Raw genomic sequence first — 16,323 nt, forward strand, 5'->3', positions numbered from 1 at the left:
TCCCCAAAGAACCCTGGAAGGATGAAACTGATGAATCCACTAGCTGGACAATTAAACGAAAGTATCAAAGCAGGAAATGAACATGTGTATGATATGCTCTCTACGCTTGGCAAAGAGATTTACTTCCCAAAAGAGGGCATCCTGAGCCAATCCGCTGAAGCAGGAGCTCACGCCAAGAAATACAACGCAACCATCGGTATTGCTACTGAAGGTGGCGTACCTATGCACCTCGGCGTCATTCAGGATAAACTCTCCGCTTACAGTCCTAAGGATCTTTATAGTTACGCCCCTCCGGCAGGTAAACCAGAGCTGCGTACTGTATGGCGTGAAAAGATGCTGCGCGAAAATCCATCGCTAGAAGGTAAAACCATCAGCAATCCCGTTGTAACCAATGCCCTGACTCACGGGCTTAGCATTGTGGCTGACCTCTTCGCAGAGCCAGGTGACGCGATTATCTACCCGGACAAGAACTGGGAGAACTACGAATTAACCTTCGGAATCCGCCGCCATGGGGAGACCGTTAACTATCCGCTGTTCACAGAAGAAATGACGTTTAACAGTGCAGGTCTGCAAGACGCGCTGCTTGCTCAAAAAGAACGCGGCAAAGCGATTGTGCTGCTGAACTTCCCTAACAATCCTACCGGATATACTCCAGGGATTAAGGAAGGCGAAGAGATCGTTGCAGCTATCCTTCGTGCGGCTGAGGAAGGCATCAACGTTGTTGTTGTAAGTGATGATGCATACTTCGGGTTATTCTTTGAGGATTCACTTAAAGAATCGCTGTTCGGCAAACTGGCTCATCTGCATCCTCGTGTGCTTCCAATCAAAATTGACGGTGCGACCAAAGAAGAATTTGTCTGGGGCTTCCGTGTGGGTTTCATCACTTATGCCTCGGAGGACAAAGACCTGCTGGCAGCATTGGAGCAAAAAACACTAGGTATCATCCGTGCCACCATTTCCAGCGGTGCGCATCCTTCGCAGACCTTCGTACTAGACGCCTTGAAGTCGCCGGAATTCGAAGCACAGAAGGAAGAGAAGTTCCAGATCATGAAAGGCCGTGCGAATAAAGTAAAAGCACTGCTGGATAGCGGCAAATACGGCGAGGATGTATGGACGTATTATCCTTTTAACTCCGGTTACTTTATGTGTCTGAAGCTGCACACAGTTGCGGCTGAAGAGCTCCGGCTTCACCTGATTCATAATTACGGACTAGGCACTATTGCTTTGGGTGAAACTGATCTACGTATTGCCTTCTCATGTATCGAAGAGGAACAGCTCGAAGATCTTTTCGATCTTGTATACGCAGGTGTTCGCGATTTAGAAAAAGCCTAACTGAACTTTATATAGCTTACATTCAGCTCCGTTTTCATGGAGCTGATTTTTTTTGTACACGAATCCGACATTGGCCTATACACGCCCCTCTCTCCGCACATACAATACGATGTACTCAAGTACAACACACACACCGAAAGGGGAATGAACATGAGCGAAGAAGTTAGAGGCGGATATGGATGTTGTGGAGGTGGCCCATTCACTAGCACTGGCGCCATCCTGGTTCTCTTTATCTTGCTGGTTATCATCAGCCGTTCACTTTTTGTCTAACCATTAATGACAGTCTCGGGAGAGAGCTTTAAGCTCTTTCCTATTTTCAATCCCTTTTTTTACAATAGACGTGGGTGTCCAGTAGGTCATGATAATGGCTGCTGTGACGTCCGCGTCTTTTTTTAAAATTCCGCCTTGGTCTAAGCACCAACCGCACGAACCTTAGTTACCTCAGATCACATTTGCCGCACAAAAGCAGCTATCGGACACCGCAGATCCTAAAGGCAGTATAATCCCATATTTTACCCACTTACGGACCCCAAAGCCGTTATTGGCATGCCAAACCCCAAATATGAACCTCTTCATAGGGAATAATGCCACTGGTGTCCGAACTTCCCCGATAAAGGTTGTAGATTTGCAAATAACGTCAACTGGGTCCGTAAACCTCAGGGGATAATTATGATCGGCGGCGGAGGTGCAGACTTAATGTAGATCTAGCTAATGCGAACTTCTAAACTTAGATACTCACCCAACAACCACACCTAAAAAAGGCTGTCGCAAACGTAGAAAATCTACGGCTGCGACAGCCCAAAAGCTAAAAGTATCTTTACAGCTGATGTATTACAGATTGTACAGGTTGTAGATCAAAACCGCTGCCTCTGCACGGGTGGTAACACCTTGTGGATGAATCCGCAAGCCGTCTCCCTTGATCAGGCCAGCACGTATTAGTGCTGCCACACTGTCACGTGCATACGCTGATACTTGCTGGCTATCCGTGAAACTGGACATTGAAGCTCCGTTGCCGGCTGGAAGCTGTCTGCCGGCTGCTGCAATCGCTTTTGCAGCCAGCGTCATCATTTCCTGCCGTGTAACAGAAGCGTTAGGATCAAAGCTTCCATCTGGACGACCAGTGGCGATCCCCAACTGCTTCGCCATAGCCAACGCTTCATATCTGTAATCGCCAGGCTGCACATCTGTGAAGCTTTCTGCACTAACGCCTTCCAAGCCAAGTGCTTTTATAAGCAGGAGCACAAAATCTCCCCGCTTCACTTCCGCTTGAGGCACAAATTGATCCTCTGTCATTCCGTTGATGATGCCTTTGGAGCCAAGCACCTCAATCGCATTGCGGGCCCACTCAAATTTGCCGATATCCCGGAATGTCTTCTCCGTAAAGGTGATACTGTACGTACCAGAGAGAATTCCTGTAAAGGAAACCATCCCCGTAGCAGCGTTATATCTGCCACTTGGAACAACCGTTAGAATCCCCAACGAATTCAGACTATGAATCGTTATATGTCCTTCTTTACCACGTTCTTCTGATCGTGGAGTATACGGTAGGGACACCTTAACCCGCATGTCAGGACTGTTCCATACGGCTTCCTTGCCATTGATAGTTACGCTCAGTTTAAATTCTGGACGAGAATCTGAATCCACCTTGGTTATCGTAATTACCCAAGGGGTTCCTGCCTCTTTTGCCGCTTGTTTCAGCAGACTACCTGGCAGCTCCAGCACACCAAATTCAGTATGAACGACCAATGAAGTCTTATCATCTGCAAAGATTATACCGTTTGGCAATTGCAGCTCATAACCCTTAGCTTTAGCTACTGCCGGTATATCAACAGTAACCGCTGAAGTTGCTCCACTTAAGCCTGCTGTAGCAGCCTTTTTCAAGCTCTCCAGGTCTACACTTGCTCTCGCCGCACCGGTATTACTGTTCAGCACAGGTGTTGCTGTAAGGATGGTGCTGCCCGTTACACTGCCTGCATTTCCGCTTGAATTCCCCCCTGTTGTTCCGCTGTTTCCACCACCTGTGGTACCCCCGCTTCCGGAAGTTGGTGCTGTCGTTGGCTGAGTAGTCGGTTCAGTGGTTGGACTTGGGGTTGGTTCAGGCGTTGCTGTTGGTGTTGGTATAGGTGTTGGATCAGGTTTATCCGCAGAAACAATATATTCAAAACTGGAAATATCACTTGGCTTCCAGCCCTCTTTTACAGCAATCGCCTTAATCGTCTTGCTCTTACCTACATAAATCACTCCACTATACAGTTCGCTGGCTGCTGTAGGTACAGTGCCGTCCAACGTGTAGTGAATAGACGCTCCAGCTGTAGCTGTAGTTAACTTCACGGCAACCTGCCCTGTATAAGTTCCCCCGGCAGGATCAGCCTGCGGCGCAGACACCGTTTTCATATCAACCACTCCGCTGATCACATACGTGAATGGAGCTACAAAACTGTTCTCCATGCCCTCTTTTACCGCTATCGTACGAAGAACTGTGACTCCTGCTGCGTCAATAGTTCCGGTATAAAGTGGACTGTCTGCTGTAGGCAACGACCCATCGGTTGTGTAATGAATCTCTGCTCCTGAGGTCGCTGTAGTAAGGCTGATCGTTTGTAATCCGCTGTAAGCTCCCGGTTTCAAAGAAGAAACGGGTAAGGAAACCTTTGAATGAATCGGCTGCTCTCCTTCTTCCGTCCGTTCCAGCGTAAACCAATCTAGATTGGCACCGTCATTATTGAAGCTCATCCGTACTACCTGTTTTCCTTGCGCAAGTTGTACGACACCACTCGCCAGCGTGTAATTCGCCCAGCCACCTGTAGTAGGCATAGGCACTGTTGAGAGTTTTGTACCCTTTACAGATATCGTAGTGCTTACTCCGCCTTGTGCTGTAGCATACCGATATACGATTTTATAAAATCCGGCTTCAGTAATATCAAGGACATAATCCATGGAACCCCCTGCAACGGTAAACCCTACATTTCTAAAATCCAACACACCGCTAGTCATGGTACTCTGAATTCCATTGGGTGTAGCATCGTAATAATTCTCGGCTTCCACCTTCAAAGAACCAGTGCTATCCATGATTTCTTCAGTATAAGGTTCTATTTGAATACCACTGAGCTCGTATCCTGCTGATCCAGCTTGCAGGCGCAGCTTCTGTTCACCCGCCTTCAATTGAAGAACGGTGCGTATGCCAACGGTTTGCGAGTAAAGATTCGGCACATCAACGGTTCTTAATGTCTTCCCATCCTCCGTTTTATAAATAATGCCCTTAGGAGCACCATTCGCGGAAGTTACGGTAAGCGTAAAAGCATAGTTTCCATCCTGCGGCACATTTACCCAGTAATCGATGCTGTCTCCAGCATCAATGCCGGTCAGCTTCGCTCCGCTGCCTTGGCCGCTGACTGTGATACCTTGCAGCTGGTAGAATTGATCCAGTGCGTTCAAGCTTGTGACTTCTATAGGTGCTGTAGCACTAGTTGTTCCTAAGAGCTTAACCTCCGCACGCAGCACGCCGCCACCACTTGAATCGGCATAGGCATTTGCAGGCACATTCACGGTAAGCTGCAAATCACTATAATACGGGGTATGATCATTCCAGGCCAGCGTCAGCTTCACATGGGTAGGGTCAAGTAAGGCAGCTGCCCCAATACTTACATGCCCCTGATCCTTACCTGGGCCCGAGACAGAAATGCTCTGAATGGCATCAGGATTAAATGTCCCTCCTGTAAGGCTGACTACCAATTCATTCCCGTTTACTTGATATGGAAGAGTACTCGGAGAAAGACTAATGCTCTCTTCGTCGTTGATTGCTGTAACTATAAGAGGCAATTTCAGAACATCGACGCTGCCAAAAGACTGATTTGATTCTGTCTGATACACATCAGCGGTAACCGTAAGAATACGATCAGTGTCGAAATCAATAATTCGCGTACCCGCTAATACGACCTTCGCTGTATAATCATCCACCCGGTATACGCTATTTACAACTGTACCTTCGTAACCTTCAATAGACCAATAAGCTGTGTCCAGTTCGGGTGCATATTTGTCATTTACTAGCTTGACGATAACTTCTGCACCCTCCTCATTTCCTTCCACCAGAGCAGTCTCCGATTGAAGCGCGGGGCCGATCGTAAGCGACTGCAGATGAAATCCTGCTCCATTTACTTTCATGGTCAGCGTCTACTCCCCGGCAGGCAAGATTACCGTTCCATTAGCTATTTGCCAATTGGACCATCCCCCCGTCTTCGTCAAAGCATAAGTCGCTGCCGTTACCGTTGCTCCATCCTCTCCCGTCAGCAGTTCCAGCTCTGCATCATCCTGATTAGTAGCATAGGAGATCAAGAGTGGGTAGGTACCGCTGGCAGGTACATTAATCTTGTACTTCACCCAATCGCCGGGGTCAGTATAACCCACTGCACCACCCGTTACTAATACACCTGAAGCTGTCGTGTAGTCTTGCCCTTGAAGCACAGCAGGAAGCTCATGTGATCCGGAAGGCGCTTGGCGTAAAGCTAATGAACGGATATTATAACCGTTCCCGTTCGTCTTCAAGGTGAGCTTGTGAATGCCCTTGTTCAGAGAGATCAAGGATTGATAATCTGCAAAATCGGTCAGACTCTCCGTCTGCTGCACAATTGGAAACGTAGCAATGACCTTACCATCTTCACTAATCTCCACCGATTTTCCGGCGCCATCGCTGAATTGAGCGGCATGCTTAAATTGAAGTGAATATTCACCGCTCTCTTTAACATCAATCACATAGTCGAAGGTGGACGAGGCGTCTGACGAGAACCCGCCAATATAACCCTGCTCATTCACAGTGTAAACCCCTTGCGCTTCTTCAAAATCAACAGCACTCACTACACCCGGCACCGTCTGTATACCATTCAGACGTTCCCAGCTATAAGTGCCCACTGATTTCGCCGGCAGCACAGCACTAATTTGCGCACCGTCCACTAGCAATTTGAACGGCTGTGGATCCGACGTCTGGTTGATTACTACCGTCACAATCTCTTTTCCATCCGGACTAGCAAAAGCTACGTTCGTTACAGTGCTGCTTGAGCCGTAGTCACTATCAATCCGCACGTACCCCGGTTTAACGAATTTCGTATATTGGCCCATCAGATAATATTCTGGCAGCAGCCAGTAATGGTTACGGTCTCCCGAATCCTGCACAATCGGGGTTGGGTCTGGCGTTCCGGTCCACTGATGAGAGGCAATATCACTGTCCAGCATCGCTACCCAGGAGTTATAGCTGCGGGCCCAATTACGGAAATATTGAGCAATGCGGTCTGCGCCTGAGGTACCCCAGACTGCGCGTTCGGTCAAATATACATTTTTGTCAGGATAGAGATTATGGAGCTGGGTCATCAGACCAAGGTCACCGCCATAATCATGAAAAGCAGTTCCGTCCACCGCATCGTAGGCACCTAATTCAGGATTGCCTAGGATTTGTGCTGGATAGGCCATCGTGTCACCAGGATTATGATCAAATGTCCACAGCTTCACGTCTTTGAAACCATGTTCATCTAATTCCTTCCGCAGCAGTTTAGCCAGCTGCGCTTCTTGCTCCCACGGCATTTTGGTGCTTGGATATTCAATTTCCAGCAAAGGTTCATTCTGCAAGGTCAGACCTTCAAAGGTAATTCCCAGCTTCTCGTACTCCTGTACGAATTTAAGATAATATTTGGCCAGTACAGGCAGATATTCATCCTTCACTTGGCCTTTGATCATACTGTCTGTAGTCTTCATCCAACCGGGCGGGCTCCAAGGTGAGGCAAAAAACTTGATATCCGGGTTGATGTTTTGAATCTTTTTAACCGTGCTGATGATATGGTAGTCAATGTCCTTTTGGATGGAGAAATGCTCCAAATTAATGTCGGTTTGTCCTGGAGGCATATCATCGTAGGTATAAAATTGTTTATCTGTAAAGTCAGCCGTCCCAATCGTCAACCTGAGCATACTCATTCCGATCCCTGATACAGGATCAATCATTTTCCGCAGCAATTCCTCCTGCTTCGCCGCAGACATCTTCGCCAGATTATTAACCGTCGATTCCTCCATGGAGGTACCGATCCCTAGAATAGATTGATATTTCCGGTCCGGATCAATATGGATCTCTGTACCTGCCTTCACGTCGGGAACCACAATATCCAGCTTCGCCTGCTCTTCCAGCTTCAAATCACCCTCTTGATAACGGTCAGCATAATACCATTTCCGATCGGAAGGATCTCGCTCACTCGATACCCAGGATCTAACTACATCTGACTTAATAACATGTTTAGTGCTTTCCCCGCCATCTCCGGGATTCGTTGGATCTACAGGCACATCACCTGTTCGAGTGAAGCTTACCCAGTTCAGGTTGATATCCCCACCGGTAAATTCCAGACGGATCTTTTGCACTCCTCCCTTCTTAAACACAACGTTTTCTACAGCTTTCGTCTGCCAATTCTGCCAGCCACCTGTTGAGGTCACGCTTAATGTTCCTAGCTTGGTTCCCTCTGCTGATTTGATGTTGATGCCTGTAGTGCCACTATTAACGGAATAGCGGAAATCGGCTTGATACGTACCTGCTTGCGCCACATTCACGTTATATTCGAGCCACTGTCCAGCCGAGGTATAGCCGACATCGAGACCGCCACCTATATCCTGCGTATTTTCAGTCTGCAGTCCTGCGCTTTTGTTCAAAAAATCCTCTGCTTCAATTTTGCCGGGAATCGGCAGAGAAGGAATCTCTGGAGCTTCCGGATCGACAGGAGCGGTTGGAAGCTTTGGTGTTTTCTCATTTTTGGTCAAGCCATATCCCGTTTTGAACAACACATTGGTACTGTTATTGTCTGCCGGATAATTGTTCAAAGTGAATGGCCAACGAATTGGATTTTTGCCTACAAAATCCTTAGTACCAAATAACACATCAGCTACTCCAGCACCCTCTGTACCTGGTAGCCAAGCTGCCACAAGCCCATCCCAATCTTCCAATTGGCTGGCTATCGTCAATGGACGTCCAGACACCAGTACAACGATAAGCGGAATATTAGGATCAGCAGCACGTATATTCGCAAGTGTCGCCAGATCCTGCTCATCCAGATTCAAGCTGGTCCGGTCGCCATCGGTCTCGGCGTAAGGTGTCTCACCGATAACAGCGATCGCCGCATCATAACCCGCAGCCCCACGCCCATTAAGGTTATATGTGACCGTTGTAGAAGCAGGAACAGCCTCCTTTATCCCTTCGAGGATCGTCGTGCCTTCAGTTATATTGCCCGACTTCCCTTGCCAAGTGATCGACCAGCCGCCGGCTTGGTTACCGATATTATTAGCGTTTTTACCCGCTACGAATATTTTATCCATCCCGCTTAATTGCGATAGAATTGGACTTCCATTTACCTCATCGTTCTTCAAAAGAACAAGCGACTCCGCCACAGCTTGGCGGGCTAATTTGCGGCTTTCTGCTGAGCCAAAAGCACTCAACAGCTCCGGATCGCTTTTGGGATGCTCGAACAATCCTGAAGCGATTTTGACATGCAGGATACGTTCTGCCGCATCATCTATGCGCTCCGTAGTGATTTTACCTTCGCCTACAAGTTCTGTGATGTACATAATCGTATCCTTCCAAACGGTCGGCATCATGAACATATCGACTCCGGCGTTTACGGACACATTCAGCTGGTTCTTCAACCCGCTAACAGCTTTTCCCTCGCTATCCACTGTGATTTGCTGCACAGCGTTATAATCCGAGATAACGAAACCGGTAAAGCCAAGTCCGCCATTTTTCTTGTCACCCTTCAAAACATCAGTCAGCAAATGTTTATGGGCATGCATTTTAAGACCTTGGATGCTGTGATAGGAGGCCATAACCGTCTGCACCCCTGCGTCTACAGCTGCTTTATAAATTTTCAAATCCTTATCCATGATCTCTTGCTCGGTATATTTAGTGATGTTGCCTTGATTTACACCATTATCCGTATAACCTTCACCTAGATAATGTTTTGCAGTTGCCGTGATGGTATCTGTCCCTGCCAATGCAGCAGCAGTCCGTCCTTGCAGACCAAACACATAAGCCGCACCTAGTTCTGCTGAAATATCCTGATTATCACTAAAACCTTCATAGGTTCTACCCCATCTTGCATTATGAGGGGAGGCTATCGTTGGGGCAAATGTCCAGTTCGCTCCTGTTGCGGCTACTTCCTTAGCAGCAGCTGCACCAATAAGCTCAGTCAATGCGGGATCATTAGCAGCCCCTAGGCCAATATTATGCGGAAAAAGCGTCGCGCCTTTGACATTGTTATGTCCATGCACTGCATCCACCCCATAGAGCAACGGAATGCCTAATCTGGTAGACAATGCACCATCCTGATAGCTATCAATCAAACTTCTCCAGTTATCGCGGGTGCTGTCGCTTTCTTTTCCGTTAGGGAATGAGCCTCCCCCGCTGAGTACAGAGCCAAGAGCATATTTCTGTACCTCCTCAGGAGTGACGGCAGCTCTTTCTGCTTGAACCATCTGCCCAATCTTCTCTTCCAGCGTCATTCGGGATAATAGATCCGCAGTGCGCTCCTCCACACTTTTTGTGGGATCATAGTACACTGGAACTCCTGCGGCATCCGCTGCGGCCCGTGGTATACCCGCCTCAAGCACATTCAAGAATAAGGATGATAGTAAAAGCGCCACCATGAATATTGATAATCTTCTTTTCACGCCTGAATCCTCCCCCAATACTGTTTTGTTGGTACGGATGACTACGCCTATGAATGGAAGCGTATACACGATGTAAGATACAGGCTTATTATGCTGGAGCTATCTGGTAAAAGACATACAGCATTTTTTAAATACTCTGTTCCGTTTTTGCAAATTTAAGGACTTGCCCGGCTCAAATTATGCTTCCAGCAAAAAAGGCTCTCTCATTCGTAGAATTTCTCTACTGTGAGACAGCCTTTTTATTGTGACTATGAAATTTCCTTACAGATCGTCATCATCCAATCGTGCCGCTTTACGGGACAAGTATCCTTTAAACAGAAAGACTACCACAACACCTGCCGCTAAGGTAAAGATCACTGGCATCAGACGGTCACCTATGGAAGCTAAGAAAGGTAATCCAAGAATCAATGCCACAACCAGATGCGCACGGAATACAAATTGTGTCGTGTTGTCCGCCTTACTGCCTTCAGGAAAAGGATACACTGTCAGCCAAAAAGACTCGCTATGCAATTTACGGAGTGCCGACAATTGAACACCAATGATGAACAGGAAGAACAAATAAATTCCGGTGCCAAAGTAACTATCACGGTTCCACCAATTCAGCAGCAGAGCCAACACCGATATCCGCATAATGATTCCAAAAATATCGCCCCGGGCAAAGCTTTTGGTCAGTAGATACCGATAAGCAGTATCCTTGCGCCAAGGCAGTTTAGCGCCCCATTTGGAAAGATAACGGCGGGAATACACCCGTTGCTCACGGCCCGGTACATCCACGAACCAGCCCAGAACCATCAGCGCACGTGCACCTTGATTGTTTTCCATGGCGATCAGTCTTTCCCATGGCACAGCGTGACGCCCAGGCACAGACAGTGCAGCAAGATAGGCTGCTGCCAATAACACCATAAATATCAGGCTTGGGCCGGCAGGCTGCCACAACCAAGCGGCAATAATCAAACCTCCAACTGCCCAGCGCAAGAAAGCAAACACACCCGCCATCGGACGTGACAGCATAGCTATCTCTTTCCATAATCCATAGCTCGCGATCAGCTTCACAGCAATCAGGATCAATACTGTAAATAAAAGTCGCTTGGGAGAATCATCTGTACGTATGTACAACGGCCAAAGGGTAATCAGTACAAATAACAAACGAATGATCTTCCACACGTTTCCACTGACCCAGGAGGGTGCAAAATATTCCTTCATGCGGTGACCCTGAGGCAGCAGAAAGATCGTATCCGGGGTCTGCAAATAGGTTCGGAAGCCGCTATGCACTGTCGCAGGCAACAGTAATGCTAACATAATCCAGCGAATGGGAATGCCTTCAGGTACATTTTGTAACAGCGATGTATACCAAGCAGAGAAGACGATCAACACGAACAGGAAGACCATGGCTACGCCGCTTTGAATGATATATCCCACATAAGGAAGCATACTTCCCATGAATCGACCGCGCCGCGTGCGCCGCAGCTCTTTCAAATCCATATTATTTCCCTCCCTGAACCAGCTCGTAGAACAGCTGCTCCAAAGTCAGCCCCTGATGCCCGGCAGTTGCCGCTATTTCCGCCAACGTCCCCTGTGCAATCACCTTGCCTTTATGCAATACAATAAAACGGTCGCAATAATTCTCTATTGTGGAAAGAATATGAGAGCTTAACAGAATCGACGATCCAGAGTTCTTTAGATCCATCATGAAATCAAGCAAGGAGCGGATACCTAGTGGATCCAATCCTAAAAATGGCTCGTCGATGACATATAATGCAGGCCGTGCAACGAAAGCGCACATGATCATAACCTTCTGTTTCATCCCTTTGGATAGATGGGTCGACAGGGTGTCCATCTTATCCTCCATATGGAACAGCTTGGCAAGATGCGAGGTACGGGATTCATAATCCTTTTGATCTACCCCATAAGCTCTGGCAGTAAATTCAACATGCTCACGAACTGTCATTTCGTCATACAGTAGCGGCGATTCCGGTACAAAAGACAACGCATTATTGTATCCAACGGGATCTTCAGCACGCGTCTTGCCCTGTACGGTGATATCGCCCTTATGGGGCGACATCAATCCTAGAATATGCTTCATCGTCGTACTTTTTCCTGCTCCGTTTAAACCAATCAATCCAACCATTTCGCCAGGCTGCACCTGAAGTGCAATATCATGCAGCACTGGCTTATTCAGGCTGTACCCACCACTGAGACCCGTAATTTGCAATACGGGAGCATTATTCATTGACCGTCACCTCTCGGAGTTTTGTCTTTCAACCACTTTGGAGCTCCTTTATTTTTACGGTTCTTCTCACGTTCGGCATTGCTGCTGCGTTTGCTCCGTGCAGGAGTCGCATCTCCGCGTGCTCCCGCAGAAGGATTCGCGCTGCGCTGTGGATCGCGCTGTTGTTCTCCGCTTGTTGTTTCACTTGTGTTAATCGTAGCCATTCTTTTGGCAGGCGGTGTACCTGCTCCAACGGATGGCGACTGAACATTGGAGGCTCCAGATGTGCTTACAGGCGGCTTGCCGCTGCGTGGAGCGGATCCATCACGGCGTTGCCCACTGCCTTCACTACTCCGTCCCCGTCCATTGTGCAAAGCGCTGCGCGCTTCATCTGCTGCAAGCACCTTACCGCCGACCATCTCCCGCTCCTCAAGCGCAATATCCAATTCGCGGGCGAATTTCCGCATGATAAAGGTCTGTTGCTCTGTAACAATTGTTACAGATAAGCCGCGGCGTCCCATCCGTCCGGTACGGCCTGCACGGTGTACATAATGTTCAGAATCAAAAGCAGGATCGTAGCTAACTACCAAAGAAAGATTCTCAATATCCAGTCCTCTGGCAGCTACGTCACTGGCAACAAGCACACGAAATTTGCCTTCCCGGAAACCTTTTAATACATTGCTGCGCGTTACCTTATCGGCATCTCCGTAAAGTGCTGCCGCAGTAAGCCCAAGATGATTCAGCTTAGCCTCAACCTCGGCAATATCGTCTGTAGCATTCACGAACACAATCGCTTTATCGGGATTGTAATGGCGAATCACCCGGCGCAGCATGTCCATTTTGTTACGCTCTTCAGCAACAACATAATGATGCTCCAAACTTTCAGCAGTCATTACACCTGGAGCAATCCCAACCTCTGCCGGGTTCTTCATTTCGCGATTAGCCAGCGCTTTCGTCTCTGGTCCGATTGTTGCCGACAGCATAACAAGCTGGCGTGAACGCAGCGCACTGCTGACAATTTTTGTGACTTCGCCAGCTCCGCTAAGCTGGAACATTTGGTCCGCCTCATCCAGAACAATAGTACTGACTTCATGCATCTTCAATTTACGAAGTCCAATCAGCTCGCGGATCCGCCCAGGTGTTCCCACAACTAGCTGTGGATGCTCACGCAGCTTGTCAATCTGGCGTTTGATTGCGGCCCCGCCAATAAGACCCATAACTCGGATTCCGCGCTGTTCGCCATAACGCTCCGCCTCGCGTAAGATTTGCATCGCCAGCTCCTGTGTAGGGGCGAGCACCAGCTTTTGGACCACCTTCTGCTCCGGATTAATCGTTTGAAGCAGCGGCAATAGATAGGCCAGCGTCTTACCCGTTCCAGTCTGGGAAGCTGCAATAACATCTCTTCCCTCTAGTAGAAGCGGTATTGTCTGCTCTTGTACCGGGGATGGAGCGTTAATGCCGAATTCCGACAACCGGGCAATGAGGTCTTCCTGAATGCCGATAGCCGCAAAAGAAGCTTTATTCATAAGTGTAATTCATCCTTTTCGCTTGAGATAATATCTTCATTATATGCCAAAAAGGCCTCTCCACCAAATGGAAGGCCAATAAAGCTGACAACAGGGTCTATTTTCTGTTCATCGCATTATAAGTAAGCTTGTCCGCCAGGCGAGGAAACAGCCCGTAAAGCCGTATGCCAAACCCTGCCAGACCCGGAAGATCGAGCTCTTCTTTGCCGGTCTCCATAACCTTAACGATCTTAGAAGATACATGCTCTGGGGTCATCATCATCCGGGCTACACTCTTCTCATAATTGCCAGACGGGTCTGCCGTTTTGAAAAAATCGGTGGCGATAGGCCCCGGGTTCACAGCCGAGACGATAATTCCACTCTTCCGCAGCTCCTGACGGAGCGCATTTGTGAATCCGAGAACAGCATGTTTGGTAGCTGTGTAGGCTACGGATTTGGCTGTGCCTATCTTCCCTGCCATGGAAGCCACATTTACAATCTGGCCGCTTCCCCGCTCCAGCATATGTGGAACAACAGCCTTTGTGCACCGGACAATCCCCATGTAGTTAACATCCATCATATCGTCAAATTCATGAGGCTCCATCTCCGTAAAAGCAGCAAATTTGCCGTACCCTGCGTTATTTAGCAAAATATCAATTCTGCCATATGCCTCCAAAATTTGTGCGAACGTCTTCTGAACACCCTCAGCATCTGTTACATCACAGGTATACAGTCCAAAAACGCCCGGGATACCGGTCGCTGTTTCTTTCAGCTTCGCTTCGGAACGTGCTACCAAGACAGGGATTGCCCCCTTTTTACTAAGCATCTGTGCCGTTAATGCACCAATGCCGCTGGACGCTCCTGTAATCACAACAACCTTATCTTTGAGTACCATGAAAAGTATTTCAGCTCCTAACTCTTGCCTAAGAGATCATCACCTGAATATCCATCTCTCCAACCCCATCCATCAACAACGGAATACTAAGCGCTTTACGAGGCATAAAAGACATGCTTTCCATCTTCATAATCTGAGGAGGACTTATATCCACCGAAACACCTTGATTATATAGAATGGTACTGGCATTCCCACTGATCATATTGCTCAGCTCTGAAATTGCACTTTGACCCATCTCATCCATCTCGGTGATCACAAAGCCACCCATCATAATCGATACCATTCGCAAGGCTACCTGCTCCGCGATACCAAATATAATATTTCCGCTCAGTTGGCCTGTCATCCCTACTTGAATCCATATATGATTATCGATCAGTTCAATTTCTTTAATCCCTAAACTCCCCGTAGAAGGCGAGACCTGAATTACTTGTTCTATAACAGTCCGTGCAGACTCTAGAAACGGATTAATTACTTCTGCTTTCATGAATGTCTAGTCTCCCCCTTTATCGTGCTTTGGTCATATACCAAAAGTCCCAAGCAATATGGATATATTATACTTTATATATCGGCACAATTCAGCAAAAATTAATGCATATGTCGAATTCAAACCCAAGATAGTTTACGCAGCAACATTGCTCTGCCGGGTATTATCTCCTATAATTTAAACAAATGCCAACGTGGAACGTAAGATATTAACGCAATTACACATCCAATTCGATGGTCCAAAGGAGGTATTCCATGAACATCAGCCAGCTGGAGACACTAATAACAATTTCCAAAACGATGAGCTTTCGCAAGGCCGGAGAACTGCTTAATCTGACCCAACCAGCGGTTTCAGCACAGATTAAGAGCCTTGAAGAAGAGTTCAAGACTCAGCTGGTTGACCGAAACCAGCCTGTTACATTAACGGATAGAGGGACTGTTTTTCTGGAGCATGCGGAACAAATTGTGAGGATTGTCGAGGAACTTAAGGAACGGCTTGCAGATCTTGATGAAAATCCCCAAGGTCATATAGTTCTAGGCACAACTACCTCAATCGCCATTCAAATTTTACCGCGTATTCTATCTTATTTTAAAGACCAGTTCCCCCATATCAAAACATCAATTTCTTCTATGTCCTCATCACAAATTTATCAGCATGTCGAAAACGGCATTGTTGATGTCGGCATCGGTTATTTAATTGGACGTAGCCCGGGCATGTCTACTTCCATTTTGTATTATGATACCTTCGAACTGGTGGTCTCTCCCAGACATCCTCTCGCTCAAGTGAAGACCGCTGGGATAGAAGCCTTAAGCAAAACCCCGCTGATTCTGCTCTCACCAGATACAGTGGGCCGTAAATTTGCAGATGAGGTTCTGAACAAACATGGCATTCAACCTCAGGTCATTATGGAGCTGACCAGCAGCGAGGAAGTGAAACGGATGGTCGAGCTCGATTTGGGCGCCGCCATTATTTCCAAGCAGTCAGTTACTGCTGAGGTTCGAGCCGGCACCCTCAAAATCGTGCCAATTATTGAGCTGGAAGTCACCCATCCTGTTGGCGTGATCACAAAATCAGGCAAATACGTAAACTCTGCTATGAGGCAGTTCCTAAGCGATCTTAAAGGCATGCCGGAAACCCAATTTATCGGGTCTGAATAAATCCCAACCACAAAGTGGAACCGATTACTTCTGAGCTGATTGCATAACCTTGTTTAAAG

The 16,323-nt window shown here is 47.7% G+C and carries 10 protein-coding genes; 3 read left to right on the forward strand and 7 right to left on the reverse strand.

Annotation, left to right across the window (positions count from 1 at the left end; translation table 11 throughout):
* Window positions 1-30: 30 nt before the first annotated feature.
* Window positions 31-1,332 carry an aminotransferase class I/II-fold pyridoxal phosphate-dependent enzyme gene (locus MHH60_RS23245; protein ID WP_076134264.1) on the forward strand — a complete coding sequence of 434 codons (1,302 nt, stop codon included), beginning with the start codon at window positions 31-33 and terminating at the stop codon, window positions 1,330-1,332.
* A gap of 150 nt (window positions 1,333-1,482) precedes the next feature.
* Window positions 1,483-1,602, forward strand: coding sequence for a YjcZ family sporulation protein (locus MHH60_RS23250; protein WP_212592220.1), 120 nt, complete (start codon window positions 1,483-1,485; stop codon window positions 1,600-1,602).
* A gap of 561 nt (window positions 1,603-2,163) precedes the next feature.
* On the opposite strand, the gene MHH60_RS23255 is transcribed toward MHH60_RS23250, so the two are convergent.
* From MHH60_RS23255 to MHH60_RS23285, 7 genes are all read right to left on the reverse strand, one after another.
* Window positions 2,164-5,490, reverse strand: coding sequence for a chitobiase/beta-hexosaminidase C-terminal domain-containing protein (locus tag MHH60_RS23255; protein WP_076134207.1), 3,327 nt, complete (start codon window positions 5,488-5,490; stop codon window positions 2,164-2,166).
* Between the two features lie 9 nt (window positions 5,491-5,499).
* The gene (locus MHH60_RS23260; RefSeq protein WP_143766654.1) at window positions 5,500-10,014 is read right to left on the reverse strand and encodes a glycoside hydrolase family 3 N-terminal domain-containing protein; all 4,515 of its coding nucleotides are present in this window, start codon (window positions 10,012-10,014) and stop codon (window positions 5,500-5,502) included.
* Window positions 10,015-10,275: 261 nt separating this feature from the next.
* Window positions 10,276-11,496, reverse strand: coding sequence for an ABC transporter permease (locus tag MHH60_RS23265; RefSeq protein ID WP_076134205.1), 1,221 nt, complete (start codon window positions 11,494-11,496; stop codon window positions 10,276-10,278).
* 1 nt (window position 11,497) lies between these two features.
* Window positions 11,498-12,244 (reverse strand): ABC transporter ATP-binding protein, encoded by a 747-nt coding sequence (locus MHH60_RS23270; RefSeq protein WP_036679788.1) that lies wholly within the window; start codon window positions 12,242-12,244, stop codon window positions 11,498-11,500.
* On the reverse strand, window positions 12,241-13,749 hold the full coding sequence (locus tag MHH60_RS23275; protein WP_076134204.1) for a DEAD/DEAH box helicase: 1,509 nt from the start codon (window positions 13,747-13,749) through the stop codon (window positions 12,241-12,243). The genes MHH60_RS23270 and MHH60_RS23275 overlap by 4 nt, the downstream gene beginning before the upstream one ends.
* 97 nt (window positions 13,750-13,846) lie before the next feature.
* A complete protein-coding gene (locus MHH60_RS23280; protein WP_076134202.1) occupies window positions 13,847-14,623 on the reverse strand; it encodes an SDR family NAD(P)-dependent oxidoreductase in 777 nt (258 codons plus the stop codon).
* A 28-nt stretch (window positions 14,624-14,651) separates the two neighbouring features.
* A complete protein-coding gene (locus MHH60_RS23285) occupies window positions 14,652-15,107 on the reverse strand; it encodes a chemotaxis protein CheX (RefSeq protein WP_036679793.1) in 456 nt (151 codons plus the stop codon).
* A gap of 254 nt (window positions 15,108-15,361) precedes the next feature.
* On the opposite strand from MHH60_RS23285, the gene MHH60_RS23290 reads away from it, so the two are divergent.
* Window positions 15,362-16,264: a LysR family transcriptional regulator gene (locus MHH60_RS23290; RefSeq protein ID WP_038573173.1), complete on the forward strand. Its 903-nt coding sequence runs from the start codon at window positions 15,362-15,364 to the stop codon at window positions 16,262-16,264.
* Window positions 16,265-16,323 lie beyond the last annotated feature (59 nt).

The organism is Paenibacillus sp. FSL H7-0716, assembly GCF_038002705.1.
Classification (GTDB): Bacteria; Bacillota; Bacilli; order Paenibacillales; family Paenibacillaceae; genus Paenibacillus_AQ; species Paenibacillus_AQ odorifer.

Coding starts and splice junctions, on each gene's coding strand:
- MHH60_RS23245 (WP_076134264.1), top strand. CDS start 31: ATGAATCCACTAGCTGGACAATTAAACGAAAGTATCAAAGCAGGAAAT.
- MHH60_RS23250 (WP_212592220.1), top strand. CDS start 1,483: ATGAGCGAAGAAGTTAGAGGCGGATATGGATGTTGTGGAGGTGGCCCA.
- MHH60_RS23255 (WP_076134207.1), bottom strand. CDS start 5,490: ATGAAAGTAAATGGAGCAGGATTTCATCTGCAGTCGCTTACGATCGGC.
- MHH60_RS23265 (WP_076134205.1), bottom strand. CDS start 11,496: ATGGATTTGAAAGAGCTGCGGCGCACGCGGCGCGGTCGATTCATGGGA.
- MHH60_RS23270 (WP_036679788.1), bottom strand. CDS start 12,244: ATGAATAATGCTCCCGTATTGCAAATTACGGGTCTCAGTGGTGGGTAC.
- MHH60_RS23275 (WP_076134204.1), bottom strand. CDS start 13,749: ATGAATAAAGCTTCTTTTGCGGCTATCGGCATTCAGGAAGACCTCATT.
- MHH60_RS23280 (WP_076134202.1), bottom strand. CDS start 14,623: ATGGTACTCAAAGATAAGGTTGTTGTGATTACAGGAGCGTCCAGCGGC.
- MHH60_RS23285 (WP_036679793.1), bottom strand. CDS start 15,107: ATGAAAGCAGAAGTAATTAATCCGTTTCTAGAGTCTGCACGGACTGTT.
- MHH60_RS23290 (WP_038573173.1), top strand. CDS start 15,362: ATGAACATCAGCCAGCTGGAGACACTAATAACAATTTCCAAAACGATG.